Source organism: Thermus thermophilus (assembly GCF_019974155.1).
GTDB classification, from domain to species: Bacteria; Deinococcota; Deinococci; order Deinococcales; family Thermaceae; genus Thermus; species Thermus thermophilus_C.
Genome location: NZ_AP025158.1, coordinates 845,495 through 860,747 on the forward strand (window position 1 = coordinate 845,495; position 15,253 = coordinate 860,747).

The 15,253-nt window shown below is 69.2% G+C and carries 17 protein-coding genes and 1 pseudogene; 3 read left to right on the plus strand and 15 right to left on the minus strand.

Translation table 11 applies throughout. The features are described from left to right. Nucleotides 1–83: 83 nt before the first annotated feature. The 9 genes and pseudogenes from TthTMY_RS04625 to TthTMY_RS04665 all read right to left on the minus strand — a co-directional run. A pseudogene (locus TthTMY_RS04625) lies at nucleotides 84–206 on the minus strand (family 1 glycosylhydrolase); the annotation flags it as partial. A gap of 139 nt (nucleotides 207–345) precedes the next feature. Continuing rightward, nucleotides 346–1,338, minus strand: coding sequence for a LacI family DNA-binding transcriptional regulator (locus TthTMY_RS04630; protein WP_096410448.1), 993 nt, complete (start codon nucleotides 1,336–1,338; stop codon nucleotides 346–348). 321 nt (nucleotides 1,339–1,659) lie between these two features. Then, a complete protein-coding gene (locus tag TthTMY_RS04635; protein WP_096410449.1) occupies nucleotides 1,660–2,379 on the minus strand; it encodes an SDR family NAD(P)-dependent oxidoreductase in 720 nt (239 codons plus the stop codon). A 14-nt stretch (nucleotides 2,380–2,393) separates the two neighbouring features. Continuing rightward, complete coding sequence (gene kdgK / locus TthTMY_RS04640) at nucleotides 2,394–3,323, minus strand: 2-dehydro-3-deoxygluconokinase (RefSeq protein ID WP_096410450.1); 930 nt, start codon at nucleotides 3,321–3,323, stop codon at nucleotides 2,394–2,396. Continuing rightward, entirely contained in the window at nucleotides 3,316–4,350 is a 1,035-nt protein-coding gene (locus TthTMY_RS04645; protein ID WP_096410451.1) for an Ldh family oxidoreductase, read from the minus strand. Before TthTMY_RS04645 ends, kdgK begins: the two co-directional genes overlap by 8 nt. Continuing rightward, nucleotides 4,347–5,051, minus strand: a complete 705-nt coding sequence (locus TthTMY_RS04650) for an SDR family oxidoreductase (protein ID WP_096410452.1) — start codon at nucleotides 5,049–5,051, stop codon at nucleotides 4,347–4,349. The genes TthTMY_RS04645 and TthTMY_RS04650 overlap by 4 nt, the downstream gene beginning before the upstream one ends. A gap of 9 nt (nucleotides 5,052–5,060) precedes the next feature. Beyond that, on the minus strand, nucleotides 5,061–6,287 hold the full coding sequence (locus tag TthTMY_RS04655; RefSeq protein WP_229365149.1) for a TRAP transporter large permease: 1,227 nt from the start codon (nucleotides 6,285–6,287) through the stop codon (nucleotides 5,061–5,063). Between the two features lie 47 nt (nucleotides 6,288–6,334). Next, complete coding sequence (locus tag TthTMY_RS04660; RefSeq protein WP_096410454.1) at nucleotides 6,335–6,796, minus strand: TRAP transporter small permease; 462 nt, start codon at nucleotides 6,794–6,796, stop codon at nucleotides 6,335–6,337. Between the two features lie 41 nt (nucleotides 6,797–6,837). Further along, nucleotides 6,838–7,752, minus strand: a complete 915-nt coding sequence (locus tag TthTMY_RS04665; RefSeq protein WP_223903474.1) for a C4-dicarboxylate TRAP transporter substrate-binding protein — start codon at nucleotides 7,750–7,752, stop codon at nucleotides 6,838–6,840. Here TthTMY_RS04665 and TthTMY_RS04670 point away from each other — a divergent pair. Further along, nucleotides 7,720–8,400 carry an IclR family transcriptional regulator gene (locus TthTMY_RS04670; RefSeq protein ID WP_223903475.1) on the plus strand — a complete coding sequence of 227 codons (681 nt, stop codon included), beginning with the start codon at nucleotides 7,720–7,722 and terminating at the stop codon, nucleotides 8,398–8,400. The two genes, TthTMY_RS04665 and TthTMY_RS04670, sit on opposite strands and share 33 nt — an antisense overlap. Here the strand turns inward: TthTMY_RS04670 and TthTMY_RS04675 are convergent. Further along, nucleotides 8,378–8,992, minus strand: coding sequence for a bifunctional 4-hydroxy-2-oxoglutarate aldolase/2-dehydro-3-deoxy-phosphogluconate aldolase (locus TthTMY_RS04675; RefSeq protein WP_223903476.1), 615 nt, complete (start codon nucleotides 8,990–8,992; stop codon nucleotides 8,378–8,380). The two genes, TthTMY_RS04670 and TthTMY_RS04675, sit on opposite strands and share 23 nt — an antisense overlap. Nucleotides 8,993–9,300: 308 nt before the next feature. Here TthTMY_RS04675 and TthTMY_RS04680 point away from each other — a divergent pair, with 308 nt between their 5' ends. Together TthTMY_RS04680 and surE are read left to right on the plus strand one after the other, a co-directional pair. Beyond that, nucleotides 9,301–10,065, plus strand: coding sequence for a sugar phosphate isomerase/epimerase family protein (locus tag TthTMY_RS04680; protein ID WP_096410457.1), 765 nt, complete (start codon nucleotides 9,301–9,303; stop codon nucleotides 10,063–10,065). A 9-nt stretch (nucleotides 10,066–10,074) separates the two neighbouring features. Next, complete coding sequence (surE, locus tag TthTMY_RS04685; protein ID WP_093008343.1) at nucleotides 10,075–10,809, plus strand: 5'/3'-nucleotidase SurE; 735 nt, start codon at nucleotides 10,075–10,077, stop codon at nucleotides 10,807–10,809. Between the two features lie 76 nt (nucleotides 10,810–10,885). On the opposite strand, the gene TthTMY_RS04690 is transcribed toward surE, so the two are convergent. From TthTMY_RS04690 to TthTMY_RS04710, 5 genes are all read right to left on the minus strand, one after another. After that, a complete protein-coding gene (locus tag TthTMY_RS04690; RefSeq protein ID WP_096410458.1) occupies nucleotides 10,886–11,287 on the minus strand; it encodes a SaoD/DsrE family protein in 402 nt (133 codons plus the stop codon). Nucleotides 11,288–11,373: 86 nt separating this feature from the next. Then, a complete protein-coding gene (locus TthTMY_RS04695; RefSeq protein ID WP_157745759.1) occupies nucleotides 11,374–12,483 on the minus strand; it encodes a hypothetical protein in 1,110 nt (369 codons plus the stop codon). 51 nt (nucleotides 12,484–12,534) lie between these two features. Next, on the minus strand, nucleotides 12,535–13,422 hold the full coding sequence (locus TthTMY_RS04700; protein WP_096410460.1) for a metal ABC transporter substrate-binding protein: 888 nt from the start codon (nucleotides 13,420–13,422) through the stop codon (nucleotides 12,535–12,537). Continuing rightward, entirely contained in the window at nucleotides 13,419–13,832 is a 414-nt protein-coding gene (locus tag TthTMY_RS04705; RefSeq protein ID WP_096410461.1) for a hypothetical protein, read from the minus strand. Before TthTMY_RS04705 ends, TthTMY_RS04700 begins: the two co-directional genes overlap by 4 nt. A gap of 5 nt (nucleotides 13,833–13,837) precedes the next feature. Then, nucleotides 13,838–15,028, minus strand: a complete 1,191-nt coding sequence (locus TthTMY_RS04710) for a hypothetical protein (protein ID WP_096410462.1) — start codon at nucleotides 15,026–15,028, stop codon at nucleotides 13,838–13,840. Nucleotides 15,029–15,253 lie beyond the last annotated feature (225 nt).

Genomic DNA, 15,253 nt, shown 5'->3' on the forward strand with positions numbered 1-15,253 from the left:
TCGAGGCCCTTATGGGGAGGGTGGAGAAGCCTCCACCCTCCCCGGTTCGGGGGCCCTAAGGGGCGGGATCAACACGCGGGCGCTCAGGTTTGGGCCCGCGCGATCCGCTCCCGGAACCAGAGGGCGCTCCTTTTGGGGATGCGCCTCTGGCTGGGGAAGTCCACGTAGTAGAGGCCGAAGCGCCGGGTGTAGCCGAAGGCCCACTCAGGTCTTCTGGGCGAAGGCCAGGGAGGCCAGGACGAGAAGGCTTGAAAGCGCTTTCTTAACCATGAGAACCTCCTTTCGCGTCCTCCACCCCTTTTCGGGGTGGGCCAAGGGCCTAAAGCCTAAGGGCCGCCGTTTTTCTCAGGCTCCCACCTCCCTTACCGAGGCCCTTTCCACCAGCGTCAGCTCCAGGCGGGGCAAGGTGGGCACCTCCCCCGCGAGGACCGCCCGGAGGGCGCGGCCCAGGGCTATGCCGATCTCCTGGATGGGCTGGCGCACGGTGGTGAGCGGGGGGATCTGGTAGGCGCTTAAGGCGATGTCGTCAAACCCCACGAGGGAGACGTCCTCGGGCACGCGAAGCCCTTGCTCGTAGAGGTAAAGCCGGGCGCCGAAGGCCGTCTGGTCATTGGCGGCGAAGAGGGCGGTGGTGTCGGGGTAGCGGCGAAAGGCCTCCGCCGCCGCGCGGTAGCCGCCCTCCTCCTCCAGGTCGCCGTAGACCACCCGGGCCTCGAGGCCCGCCTCCCGCATGGCCTTGCGGTACCCGAGAAGCCGCTCCCGGACGTCCATCCCTCCCCGGTGGCTGGAGATGTGGACGATGCGGGTGTGCCCCCGGTCCATGAGGTAGCGCGTGGCCTCGTAGGCCGCCTTTTGGTTGTCCAGGCAAAGGGACCAGGCCTTCGGTCCCTCTACCCGCTGGCCGAAGGCGAGGACGGGGATGCCCAACTCCCCCAAGGCCTCCCCGTCCAGGGCGGTGCCGAGGAGGACCAGGGCCTCCACCCGGTGGGCCTTCAAAAACTCCAGGGCCTCCAGCTCCCGCACCAGGCTCCAGTGGCCGGGCACGGCGATGGGGCGGTAGGGGGTGGCCTCCAGCTCCAGGGTGAGGGCCTCGAGGATGGGGCCGAAGAAGGGGCTGGCGAAGTCCGAAAGGAGGATGCCCACGGCGTAGGAGCGCCCCGTGGCCAGGCCCTGGGCCAGGGGGCTCGGGGCGTAGCCCAGCTCCTCCACCGCCTGGAGCACCGCCCGCACCTTCTCCTGGGAGACCCGGGCGGTGCCGTTGAGCACCCGGGACACCGTGGCCGGGGAGACGCCCGCGCGGCGGGCCACTTCGGCGATGGTGGGGCGAGCCTTGGTCATCTTTGCCGGGGAGTATAGCACCTGTTGAAAGCGCTTGCAAGAGGGGCCTCGAGCCCTCGTCCCGGTCCGGCTCCCCTCCCGCCCCCGGCCGCGACGGGCCGGGTGCGAACCGCCTTCTTCTAAAAGCCCTGCTCCGACCCCCTGGGGGAGCCGGGGCGGTGGCCGTTCCCAGGCGGCGAGGCCTACCGCTTGGTGCCGCCCCATGCGGGCGCAAGCTGGAAGAGAGGCCCCGGCGCAGGGTGGTTTCTAGGGGCTCCCCCTGGTCAGGAGGGCGAAGGCCATGAGGTCCTTCTCCGGAGACGTGGCGCCTCCCGTGCCTTTTCAGTAGATGAGGTAGCCCCCGTCCACCGCCACCGCCTGGCCCGTGAGGTACTCCGCCTCGTCCCCGCAAAGAACCGCGGCGACGCGGGCGATCTCCTCAGGCTTCGCCCAGCGCCCCATGGGAATCCGTGCGGTGATGGGTTCGTAGAACTCGGGGTTCTGCCGCAAGGGGAGGGTGAACTCCGTTTCCACGTAGCCCGGGCAGAGGAGGTTCACCCGGATCCCCAAGCGGGCCCACTCCTTGGCCAGGGCCCGGGTGAGGCCCAGGAGGGCCGTCTTGGCCGTGGTGTAGGCGGGGATGGGCACGGGCCCCCCGGCGGTGAAGGTGGTCACCGATCCGATGAAGAGCACGCGTCCCCAGCCCGCCTCCGCCATGTGGGGCGCCGCCGCCTTGGCCAAAAGGAAGGCCACGTCCAGGTGCAGATAGATCACCCGGCGCCACTCCTCGTAGGAAAGCTCCAGGGCGGGTTTACGCACGTTCACCGCCGCGGCGTGGACCAGGACGTGGAGGCCGCCTAGGGCCTCGAGGGTCCGCTTGACGAGCCCTTGGGGGTCGTCCTTCTCCAAGTCGGTGGGAAGCGGCACGGCCCCGAGGCTCTGAGCCGCCTCCTCCGGGTTCCTGCTGGCGATGGCCACCCGGTAACCCCGGGCCACCAAGGCCTCGGCGATGGCCCGGCCGATGCCCCGGCTTCCCCCTGTAACCAAGGCTTTCCGTTCCATGTCCTCACCTCCTCCTACCGAAGAAAGGATTTTGCTCCCTTCAGGAGCACCTCGAGGTCCTCCCGGTAAGGTGCCCCCTCGTGGTCTCCCTTGCACGCCGCCACGGAAGCCCCGAGGAGGTTGGCGAGGCGAAGCCTTTCCTCCACCGATAGCCCCCACACCGCCCCTGCCAAGTAACCGGCGGCGAAGGCGTCCCCCGCACCCACGGGGTCCACCGCCTCCACGGCGAAGGGACTCCCCTCCACCCGTCTCCCGTCCACGAAGGTCCAAGCTCCCTTTGCGCCCCGCTTCAGGACCACCTCGGGGGCGGAGAGAACCCGCAACGCCTCCTCCACCCGGCCGAAGAGGAGCTCCGCCTCCTCCTCGCTCAGGAAGAGAAGGTCCACCCCGGGAAGGGCCCTCTCCAGGAAGCCTCGGGCCTCCTCGGGGGACCAGAGGGTCTGGCGGTAGTTCACGTCCAGGCTCACCCGGACCCCCCGCCGCTTCGCCTCCTCCATGGCCCACAGGCTGAAGGCCCAGGCCTCGGGAGAAAGGGCCGGGGTGATGCCGCTTAGGTGAAGGAAGCGGACCCCCTCCAGGTAGTCGGCGTCAAAGGCTCCGGGGGCAAGGGCGCTTCCCGCCGAGCCCTTCCGGTAGTAGAAGACCCTTCCCTGTCCCAAAGGCAAATACTCCCGCAGGTAAAGCCCCGTGAACCCCGGCGCCCTGCGAAAGTGGGTAAGGTCCACCCCCTCGGCCCGGAGCCTTTCCTCCACCATGGCCCCAAGCTCGTCCGCTCCCACCCGGCCCACGAAGCCCACCTTGACCCCAAGCCGGGCCAGGGCCACGGCCACGTTCACCTCGGCCCCGCCCACGTACACCTCCAGAAGGCGCTTCCCCCGAAGGTGCCCGGGCTCCTGGGGCACCAGGGCCACCAGGGGCTCCCCCGCCGTCACCACCTCAAGCATCGTCCCTCCAAGGCACGCCGTAGCGCTCCCCCAGGGCCCTGAGTTCCGCCACCACCCGCTCCGGGAGGGGCACGCCCTCCGCCAAAGCCTGTTCCCGCCTCCTGGACTCCAGCTCCCCGGGGAGAAAAACCTCCTCGTGCCCCGGCGCCGGGGGAGTGGCCTTTAGGGCTTGCCAAAGGGCGCCCATCCGTTCCAGGAAGGCCTCTTTTCCCACGAAGCGGCCAAAGTCCAAGGCCAGGAAGAAGTGGCCCACGTCCTGGGGGCGGTCCCACTGGTCGTACATGCGGCCGATGCCGTGGGCTACCCCCGCCCCCGTCAGAACCCCCGAGAGGACCTCCACCAAAAGGGCCAGGGCGTACCCCTTGGGTCCCCCGAGGGGCCTTAGGGCGTAGACCCGGTGGGGGTCTTCCGTGGGGTTCCCCTCCCGGTCCACCCCCCAGCTTGGGGGGATCCGCTCCCCCTTCTCCCGGGCTAGGAAGACCTTGCCCATGGCGCTTTCCGAGGTGGCCAGGTCGGCCACGAGGATCCCTTGAGGGGCCGGGGCGGCGAAGGCCAGAGGGTTGGTGCCCAAGGCCTTCTCCCGCCCCCCAAAGGGCACCACGTCGGGCTCGGCGTTGGTGGTGACCAAGGCCACGAAGCCCTCCCGAGCCAGCTTTTCCGCGTAGAGGCCTGCCATGCCGAAGTGGGTGCTCCGCCTGACGCCCACGGCCCCAAGGCCGTGCCTCCTTGCGAGGCTTTGGGCCGCTTCCACGGCCTTTAGGGCCACGCGGGGTCCGAAGCCGTGTTCCCCGTCCAGGAGGGCCACGGGGCCCCGCTCCTCCAGGGGCAGGGTGGGGCTGGGGTTGACCAGGCCCGCCTCGAGGCGGCGCACGTAAACGGGGAGGCGCCAAAGCCCGTGGCTTCCCACCCCCCTGAGGTCCGCCTCCACCAGGGCCCAGGCCACCGCCTTGGCGGAGGGTTCGTCCGCCCCCGCCTTTCGCAAAAGGGCCTCCGCCCAGGCCAAGAGGAAGTCCGCCCGCCACCTCACAGGCTCATCCCCCCGTCCACCACGAAGGCGCTCCCCGTGGCGAAGGCCCCCTCGTCCGAAGCCAGGTAGACCGCCAAGGCGGCGATCTCCTCGGGACGGCCCAGGCGCTTGAGGAGTTGCCGTTCGGCAAAGGCCCTAAGGCCCTCCTCTCCCCCGGCCCGCTCCCGCAGGGAAGGGGTGTCTACGGTCCCGGGGCAGATGGCGTTCACCCGCACGCCCTTTGGGGCAAACTCTAAGGCCGCGGCTTTGGTCATGGCCACCAAGGCGGCTTTGGTGGCGCTGTAGACGAAGCGGCCGGGCACCACCTTGAAGGCCGCCACCGAGGCGATGTTGATGACGCTTCCCCCGCCCTGGGCGGCCATTTTGGGGAGGGCGGCTTGCATGGCCCAGAAGACGCTCTTGGCGTTCAGAAGGAAGGCTTCCTCCCAGTCCTGGTCCGTGGCCTCTAAAAGCCCTCCCACCGGTACCACCCCCTGGGCGTTCACCAGGACGTCCAGCCGGTCCAGGCCCTGGATGAGGCGGAAGACCGCTTCCTTGTCCCGGGCATCCAGGTGCACCGCGGGAACCACCTCCTGGAGTTTCTCCGGATGTAGGGTGGCTCCCAGGACCTCGGCCCCTTCCCTCTGAAAAGCCTCGGCAATGGCCCGGCCGATCCCCTGTCCCGCCGCGATGACCAGCGCTTTCTTCCCTTTAAGCCTCATGTCCACTCCTTAGAAGAGGAGCCGGGGCAGGAAGAGCACCACCCCGGGGAAAAGGTAGGCCAGAAGCAGCACAAAAAGGGTCGCCAAGAGGAAAGGCCATCCTTCCCGCATGTACTCCCCGATGCCGCACCCCATCACCGAACACACCGAGTACATGGAAAGCCCCACGGGGGGTGTAAGGAGCCCCACGGCGCAGGTGAGCACCATGAGGACGCCGAAGTAGACCAGGTCAATGCCCAGCGCTTTGGCCGCGGGCACCAGGATGGGGGTGAGGAGGATGATCATCACCGTGGAGTCCAGCACGGTGCCCAAAACGAGGAGGGCCAAGAGGATGAGGAGGAGGGCCACCTGGGGGTTCTGCACCGCCTCCAGGAGAAAGGCCGAGACGCGTTGGGGGAACATCTCCCACTTCATCCCGTAGCCCAAAACCGCAGCCATGGCGATGAGGAGGGCCACCATGCCCACGTCCCGAACGGAGTGGGCCAAGGCCCGGTTCACCCGCTCAAGGGTGAGCTCCCGGTAGATGAGCCCCACCAACAGGGCGTACACCACTGCCCCCGCTCCCACTTCCGAGGGCACGAAGATCCCAAAGCGTAAGGTGATCAGGAGCAGGAAGGGGAAGAGGAGCGCGAACAGCCCTTCTCGGAACGCATCCCAGACTTCCTTGGCCGTGGGTGGGGCGGCCTCGGGAAGGTACCCCCGGTTTCGGGCTAAAAGGGCCACGGTGAGCATGTAGGCCGCCGCCAGGAGCACCCCCACCCCGATTCCCCCCGCGAAGAGCTGGCCGATGGACACCTGGCCAATGCTCCCGTAGAGGATGAGGCCGATGCTCGGGGGGATGGCCACGGCGAGGAGGCCGGAGAACCCCTGGAGGGCGGCGATGAACCCCGGGGAGTACCCCCGGCGCACCATCTCGGGGCCCAGAAGCCTGGCCTGCATGGTGGCGTCGGCGATGGCTGAGCCCGAAACTCCTCCCATGAGGAAGCCCAGGAGGACGCTCGCCTGGGCCAGCCCCCCTCGTACGAACCCCGTCACCACGTGGGCGAAGCGGAGGAGCCTCCGGGTCACGCCTAGCTCGTTCATCAGGTTGCTGGCCAGGATGAAGGTGGGGATGGCCAAGAGGGAGAAGTTCTGGGTCTCCGCCAAGGCCAGTTGCACCGGCATGGTGAGCTGGAGGCCGGGCTGGGTGAGGAAGAAGACGAGCCCCCCGATCCCGATGGCGAAGACCACGGGCATCCCTAGAAGCAGCAGGAGCAGGAATGCGGCAAAGCTCAAGAGCATGTCTACTCCCTAAAGGTTTGGCGGAGCCTTCCTAAGGCGGTGAAGAACATGAGAAGGCTTCCCGCGCTCACGCTCAAGGTGACCCAGGTGTAGCTGAAGCCGGGAATTCCCTGGAAGCTTCGGAAGCGGGTCTGGTAGGCCGCCTGAAGGCTATAGACGAAGAGGAGGGCCAGGAAGAGGGCGACGAGAAGCCAGACCCCCACCCTGGCCCACCGCCTCGCCCCCGGGGGCAGGAGGCGGAGGAGGTTCTCTACGGCCACGTGCCGGTTCTCCCGAAGGGCAAGGTCCCCGCCCAGGAACACCGCCCAGGCGAAGGTGAAGGTGGCCAGGTCTATGGACCAGTCCAGGGGATGCCCAAGAAAGCGCCCCACCCCTCCGGCGAAGACGATGAGGGTGGAGGCAAGGAGAAAGGCCTTGGCCAAGAACTCTTCCACGCGTTGGAGAACGTTCGCTGGTCTACTCATGCGCGGCAAAAAGGCCCCCCGGAGCCCGGGGGGCGAAAGGACTACTTCCTCAAGGCCTGGTAGAGGGCATCCCGCACCGCTTTGAGGCCAAGCCGCTCATAGGCGGTCTCGGCCGCCTTGCGGAAGGCGGCGAGGTCCACATCGCTCACGATGGTCATGCCCCGCTGCTGGACGAGCTGCTTGATGCGGGCCTCCTCCTGCTGGATCCGCATGGAGGTCTCCCGCCCGGCGCGCACGCACTCCTCCCGCAGGATCTGCCGGTAGTTGGCGGGCAGGCGCTGGTACCAGGCCTCCCCCACCACCTGGAAGTTGATGAGGAGGAAGTGCTTGGTCTCGTTGACGTACCTCAGCACTTCCCACAGGCTCATGTCGGGGATGTTGGCGTAAACCAGCTCGGCCCCGTCAATGGCCCGCTGCTGGAGGGCAGAGTAGATCTCGCCGAAGGGGAGGGCCACCGGGGTCGCGCCCAGGGCCCGCACGGACTCCTGCCAGACGGGAGCGGGCGGGGTACGGATCCTGAGGCCCCTGAGGTCCTCGGGCCGACGCACGGGCTTGTTGGTCATGAAGTGGCGGTAGCCTTGGACCCAGTTGAGGCAGACCACCCGGATTCCGTACTGCTGGGCCAGGCGCTCAACCCAGCCCTGGACCACGGGCAGGCTGGCGAGTTTTTCCACCTCCTCGTAGCTCGCCACAAAATAGGGGCCGTTGAAAACGCCGAGTTCCTTCACGTAGTTGCCGAGACGGGCCCCGTCGGTGTTCTGCCCCAGGGGGATGCCCTGGCGGAGCTGCTCAATGATGTCCTCCTCAATCCCCAGCTGGGAGCTGTGGAAGACCAGGATCCGAAGATCCCCGCCCGTCCTTTGGGCCACCCGTTCGGCCCAGGTCTGGAAGCCTGCGTGGTAGGGGTGGTTGGGGCCCAGGACGTGGTTGAAGCGCAGGGTGTAGGTCTGGGCCAAGGCCAGCCCCAAAACCGCTGCCAATGCCGCCGCTATCCGCTTCATCTCCACCAGGGTTATCTGCGGCGGGAGCCCAGGAAGGGGTACTTCCTGGGTCCCAAGCTCATCCGTCTAGGATTTAAGGCCTACGAGGAGCTCTCCCTGCCCGCCCTGGCCCGGCCCCACCTCGAGGCTCTTCGGGACGCCACCAAGGAAACCGTCCACCTGGCGGTCCTGGATGGAAAGGAAGTGGTCTACATTGACAAGGTGCCGGGCAAAAGGGAGCTTCTTCTCGCCAGCCAGATCGGAAGCCGCTTTCCCGCCCAGTCCACCGCCTTGGGTAAGGCCCTTCTCGCTTTCTTGCCGGAGGAGAGGTGGCCCATGGCCTTTACCCCGGGGCTTAAACGCACCCCCAACACCCTGAGCGACTTTGCCCGCTTTCGGGAGGAGCTCCTCGCCACGCGGGCGCGGGGCTACGCCCTGGACCTCGAGGAGAACGAGCCCGGCGTACGGTGCGTGGCCGCGCCCATCCTCAACGGTCGGGGTGAACCTGTGGCAGCGGTGAGCGTCTCCACCGCCGCCGTATACCTGGACGAGGAAAGGCTTCCCGAGGTGGCGGCCGAGGTGGTCAAGACTGCCCAGCGGATCAGCCGGGAGCTTGGGGGCTAAGGAGGGCCTTGGCGGCCCGTACCTTGGCCCGGACCGCCTCCAGGTCCCCCTCCAAGAGCCAGCTTCCCCCCACGGCCAAAAGGTTGGGCAAGGCGGCGTAGTGGGGGAGGTGCTCTTCCTTGATGCCTCCCGTGGGGAGGAAGCGCGCCTCGGGAAAGACCTCGGCGTAGGCCTTTAGGACCCGGGTCCCATGGAAGGGTTCGGCGGGGAAGAACTTTAGGGCGGAAAGCCCTAGGGCCAAGGCCCTCTCCACCTCGGTGGGGGTGAGGACCCCGGGGAGGTAGGGCACCCCCCGGGCCTGGGCCAGGGCGGCCACCTCCTCCAAAAGCCCTGGGGAGACGAGAAAGGCAGCCCCGGCCTTGAGGGCCGCCTCCGCTTCCTTGGGGCTCCGCACCGTGCCCGCTCCCAGAAGAAGGCCGCTTTTCCGGAGCGCCTTCAAGGCCTCGAGGCCCTTCTCCGTCCGCAAGGTGATCTCCAAAACCCCAACCCCCTCCTCCTTTAGGACCCGGGCAAGCCCCAAAAGGTCCTCCCCTCCCCGCACCGTGAGGAGGGGGAGGAGGCGGTTTTCCGCAAGGACCGCTAAGGGATCCATGCCTTCCATGGTAGGGCACCTTGCTGCTCTGTCAGACTACACCCCTCGGCTTCTTTCTTGGGTGGTCCCAATTCAGGGAAGCACTTCATTTTGGATGCCCCTCGGGGTCTGGTCTTCGCCATGGTCCCCTGGGAGACGGGGGGTGGAGGTGGTCTTGGGCTGGGGGCGGGCCCTGTCGGGAGCGGGTTTCCTGGGGGCGCGGCCCGGGTTTTTTCTCCTGCCCCGGGGCTCCTGGCTGCCCTCCGGCAAAGCCCCCTGGAGTTCCTGTAGCTGACCGGAGGCTGACACGCCGGGGGCATGCTGGGGCCATGGATGTCAGGCTGGCCTTCCCCCTTTCCCGGGCGGAGGAGGCCCTTCCCCGCCTGCAGGCCCTGGGCCTTGGGGCGGAGGTCTACCTGGACCCCGCCCTCTTGGAGGACGAGGCCCTCTTCCAAAGCCTACGGAGGCGGCTTCCCGGGAAGCTTTCCGTGCACCTTCCCTTCTGGAACCTAGACCTTCTCTCGCCGGACCCCGAGGTGAGGGGCCTCACGTTGCGCAGGCTCCTCTTCGGGCTGGACCGTGCGGCGGAGCTTGGGGCAGACCGGGCCGTCTTCCACTCGGGGATCCCCCACGGCCACACCCCGGAGGAAGCCTTGGAGCGGGCCCTACCCCTGGCGGAGGCCCTGGGGCTGGTGGTGCGGCGGGCCCGCACCCTGGGGGTGCGCCTCCTCCTGGAGAACAGCCACGAGCCCTGCCCGGAGGTCCTGAGGCCGGTTTTGGAGGCCCATGCCGGGGAGCTTGGCTTCTGCTTTGACGCCGCCCACGCCCGGGTCTTCAGCCGGACCCCCGACCCCGGGCCCTGGCTTGCCCTGGGCCCCGAGCACCTGCACCTGAACGACACGGACGGGGTCTACGACCGCCACTGGAACCTGGGCCGGGGGGTCCTGAACCACGGGGAGTGGCTTCGTCCCTTCCTTGGGAACCCCCTAGTGCTGGAGGTGAGGGAGGACCCGGAGGCCTCCCTGGCTTTCCTTCAAGCGCTCGCCGGGGAAGGGAAGACGGCCCTTGACCGCCTCCTGATGGAAGGCCGCTAGGGTGAGGCCATGCGGATCCTGGTGACCAACGACGACGGCATCTTCAGTCCTGGTCTTTGGGCCCTGGCGGAGGCGGCGGCCCAGTTCGGGGAGGTCTTCGTGGCCGCCCCCGACACGGAGCAGAGCGCCACGGGCCACGCCATCACCATCGCCCACCCCGTGCGGGCCTACCCCCACCCCGCTCCCCTCCACGGCCCCCACTTCCCCGCCTACCGGGTGCGGGGGACCCCGGCGGACTGCGTGGCCCTGGGCCTCTACCTCTTCGGCCCCTTGGACCTGGTCCTCTCCGGGGTGAACCTGGGGAGCAACCTGGGGCACGAGATCTGGCACTCGGGCACCGTGGCCGCGGCCAAACAGGGCTACCTCTTCGGCCTCTCCGCCGCGGCCTTCAGCGTGCCCCTCAACGGGGAGGTCCCGGACTTCTCCGGGCTTCGCCCCTGGCTCCTCCGGACCCTGGAGACCCTCCTCCTTTTGGAGCGGCCCTTCCTGGTGAACGTGAACCTGCCCCTAAGGCCCAAGGGGTTCCTTTGGACCCGGCAGTCGGTGCGGGCCTACGAGGGGGTGGTGATCCCGGGGGAGGACCCCATGGGCCGGCCCTTCTACTGGTTCGCCTCGAGGCCCCTCAAGGAGGCGGAGGAGGGGACGGACCGCTGGGCGGTGGCCCAGGGCTTCGTTTCCGCCACGCCCCTCCGCCTGGACCTCACGGACGAGGCCAGGCTCCAGCCCGCCCTGGCCCATGATTAGCGTCCTCATCCCCACCAAGGGAAGGCCCGGGTTTTTGCGGGAGGCCTTTTCCCGCTCCGGGGTAGCGGCGGGCCGGCTACAGGGTGATCACCTGGTCCACCCGGCCCGCCAGGGCCCGGTAGAGGTCGGGGAAGCACCCCACCTCCACCCCCTCCACCACGTGGGGGGCCACCCGGCACTCCCCGGGGGTGGTGCGTCCCTCCCCTTCCGGAGTGCACCAGCGGGGCTCCCCCGTGGCCAGCCCACGCTCCAGGGCGCAGAGGTCGCACATCATGAGGAGGATGCCCTTCTCCTTGGCCACCTTGGCGAGCCGCTCCCCGATGGGGTTGCCCTTCTGCAGGATCAGGGTGTTGTCGTCAAAGAAGAAGATCCCCACCACCTCCACCCCGTGGGTCCCCGCTTCCAGCTGGGGAAGGATCATCTGGCCGAGCTTGTGGCTTGCCGCTCTAGGGCTTGAGAGCACGTAGGCTACGCGCACGGTTCACCTCCGAGTTTATTGATAATCGTTTCTCAGTTATTTGTCAACTTATTGAGGCCGGGCCAGCCCGGCCCCAGCCGGATCCCTTAGTGCTCCACCCCCGCCACCTGGAAGAGGGCCACGGCCCAGGGCGCCCCGCCCACGGGGAAGCGCCCTGCCACCTTGAAGCCCTCCAGGTCCACCTTCACCACCTCGCCCTTGGCGGGGTCCGCCAGGAAGGCCACCCCGTGCCCCACCGCCAGCCCGGGCCGGGGGGCCCCTTGGGCCCAGGGGGTCACGGCCTCCAGGCTCCCCACCACCCGGCGCGCTTTGGGGTCCAGCTTGTGGAGGCGTCCGTCCGCGGTGAGGGCGTAAAGGGCCTCCCCTTCGGGGTCAAAGGCGAGGTGCAGGGGAGGGGCCGGAAGGGCGAGGGCCTCCAGGTGCCCCTCCTGGGGATGGATGAAGAGGATCCCTGCCCCGAAGTTCCCCACCAGGAAGGGGTGGGCGGGGTGGGCGGTGAGCGTCCCCGTGCGCACCCCTTGGGGGGCCCCGGCAGGGTAGGGGAGCTTCCGGCCCAAGAGGCCCTGGCCCCGGGCTTCCACCAAGAGGACCCCGTCTGAGCAACCGAAAACGGCCACGTTCCCCAAGACCGCCTCCCCGTGGAGCCGGGGGCAGGCCTGGGGCAGGGTGAGAACCCGCCTGCCCTCCAGGGTGTAGGCCTCCACCTGGCCCCGCTCCATCCCCCCCACCAGGAGGACCTCCCCCAGGAAGGCCACGGCCCCGTGGTCCGCCCCTCCTGTGGCCACGAGCCTCGGGGTGAAGTCCAGCCCCAGGCGCCTCAGGTCAAAGAGGGCCACGGTCCCGTCCCCGTCGTGGAAGACGGCGAGGTGCTGCTCCCCCACGAAGGCGTGGGTGGGCTTGGGCCCCGTGCGCAGGGTGGCGGCCACGTAGGGGACCTCCTCCTTCACGTCCTGGTGGTCCCCGTGGTCCTCCAGGCGGAAGCCCCCGAAGAGGAAGGAGAGGGCGCCCGCCTCGCCGTGCACCCCCAGGACGTACTGGCCCCCGGGGAGAGGGTACAGCCTTGCCGGGGAGGGGACGGTGAAGCGGCCGAGTTCCTTCCCCTCCTCGTCCAAGACCAGGACCAGAGGCCGCTGGGCATCCGCCACGGCCACGCGGGTGAAGGTTCCTTCCCCGCCGTGCCCATGGGCCAGGGCCACGCCTGAGGTCAACGCCACCGCCGCCAACCAAGACGCGCTCCTTCGCATGGTCTACCTCCGTTCCCTCACCGCTTCGCAAAGCCTTTCCCGGTTCCAACGGAGGAGTTCCAGGTAGCCCGGAACCCTCCGGTCCAGGACATCCGTGTAGAGGACCACAAGCCTGGCCCCCAGTTCCTCCGCCAGGCGGCGCAGGGGGGCCGGGTCGTACTGGGGCTCGGCCGCCACCAGGTCCACCCCCCTAAGCTCCGCCTCCCGGAGGAGGGCGATCCGCCCCTTCACCCCCTCCTCCGCCCCGTGGGCGCTCCGCAGGGCCCCAACCACCTCCAGGCCGTAGCGGCGGGCCAGGTAGGAGAGGGAGAGGTGGGCCACCACCAGGCGGAGCCTCCGCCCGCCCAGGCAGGCCCGGAGGGCGGCGTCCTCCTCCAGGGCCTTACGGCGAAGGCTTTCCAGGTTCCTCCGGAAGGCCGCCTCCCCCCTGGGGTCCAGGTGCAGGAGTTCCTCCAGGATGACCTCGGCGTACCGCACCCCGTAGGTGGGGTCCAGCCACATGTGGGGGTCGCAGTCCCCGTGGAGGTGGACCCCCCTTTCCTGGAGGCCCCGGAGGCCGCAGATGGGGTCGGGCATCCTGGGGGCGAGTTCCAGCACCTCCGCCCCCGGGGGGAGGAGGGCCTTGAGCCTGGGCAGGTAGGGCTCGAGGCCAAGCCCGTTGGCGATGAGGAGCCGGGCCCCCGCGAGCTGTTGCACCGCGGAGGGGCGCAGGTCAAAGGCGTGGGGGTCCGCCCCCGGGGGGACTATGCTTTCCACCCGGAACCGCTCCCCGGCCACCGCCTGGGCGAGGCTGGCCAGGACGGGGGTGGTGGCCACCACCCCCTGGGCCAGGGCCAGGGAGGCCCAAAGGGCAAGAAGCCACGGGCCAAGGACGCGCCACGTCCTCGTCACGCTCCCACCCCTTCACCGAAGAGGGCCTTCCAGTCCTTCAGGTGCCGCCTGGCCCCAGGGGGCAGGCGGCGCAGGAACCGGCCCCGCCCCTCCCCCCGCGCCCGGGCCACCTGGGCCTCGTAGGCCTTGAGGAAGGGCAGGAGGTGGGCCAGGCCCTCGGCGAAGGGGAGGGGCTCCGCCTGGGGGTGGACCTCCGGGGGGTAGGGGGGAAGGGGGGCCCGGTAGAACCGCTCCTTGGGCCGGTGGTAGAGGACCCCCCGGTGCCAGATCCCCGTGGAGTGGAGCACGGTGTCCTCCCGGAGGTAGAGGCTGGAGCCTACCCCTTGGGGGTGGGGCCGCTTGGCGAAGCCCAGCTCCTCTAGGAGGCCGTGGGCCGCCTCGAGGCCCATGAGGTACATGACCACGGGCATAGGGTTCATGGCCGTACCAGGACGAGGCGGGTGGGGCTTCCCCCCGTGCGCAGGTAGCGCGCCACCTGGCCGCGGGCCGCGTCCACCTCCGCCACCAGGCCCAGGTGGGGGAGGCTCACGTAGACCAGGCCCCGCTCCTCCCAGGGGGCGAGGTCCGGGTAGATGGCCCCCCCGGTGTCCTCGTCCACCTCCGGGAAGGGCCTGGGGGCGACCCGGACCTCCTTAAGAAGCCTCCCCTCCCGGGCCTCCCGCACCTGGAGCCTCCCGTCGGTGAGGAGGACGTAAAGCCTCTCCCCGTCCGCCGCTCCCCGGAGGAAGACCCCGCTCAGGGGGATGGGGGTGAGGCGCAGGCCCACGGGGTCCAGGCGCTGGAGGTGCTTTACCCCATCGGAGTAGCCGAAGAAGACCCCCTTCCCCTCCAGGAAGGCCCCGATCCGCTCCCCGGGCACGGGGTAGGGGATGCGCTGGAGCTCCCTGGCCGCCTCCACGGCCAGGACCTCCCGGGCGCAGGCGAAGAAGCTCCGCCCCGTCTCCCGGTGGAAGGCCTCCCCGTGCTCCACGGGGCAGGGGAAGCGGCCGCCCTCCTCCCCGCCCAGGCCCTTGGGGTAGAGGACCACCTGCCCCCGGGCCAGGAGGGTGAGGTAGGTGCCCTCGGGGGCCTCCACCAGGTGGTAGTGGTCGGGGTTGGGAAGCCGGATCCGCTCGTGGAGGAAGGCGTTTTCCGGGGCCAGGGCCTCTTCCCCGAAGAGGAGGGCCTCCCCGGTGCGCTCGGAGAAGGCGAGGAGCCGGCCCCTGTAGGTGTAGGCCTCCGCCCCGTGGCCGATGTTCCAGCCCTTGCCCAGGAGGAGGGTCTTGGCCACCACGGGACGGCTCCACCGCCCTTCCTCCTTCCCCGTCCAGACCACGGTGAGCCACTGGCGGTCCGTGTCCCTCCCCCGGGACACCAGGAGGTACCGGCCCGAGGGGGCGGCCACCAGGCTCATCCCCCGGGGGGGCAGGGAGAGCTCCGCCACCACCTTGCCCTCGGGGAGGTCCACCGCCAGGAGGCGGGTTGTCCCGGGGCGGTTGTCCAGGGCGAAGAGGCGGGCCTCCGCCCGGTAGACCTCCGGGGCCTCCGGGACCGCGGCGTGGCCGAGGGCCGGAGAAAGGAGGCCGATGGCCAGAAGGCCCGCCCAAACAAGGGTTTTTTGCGCCATTCTCATAGCACCTCGCACCTCCGCTTTTAGATAATGAAAGTGCATTATCATTTTGTCAAGCCCCGGGACCCAAGCGGCTCCCCATTGATTTCGCAACACGGGTTGCCCGAAACAAGGCTCGGAAGCTTCCCTTTAGGGCCCCCGCCGCGGCAGGGTGCTTAGCCCCCTCTTTCCCCCTCTAGGCCGCCATGGTCCGGGAGACAAGCTTAAGCGCCGGGAAAACCC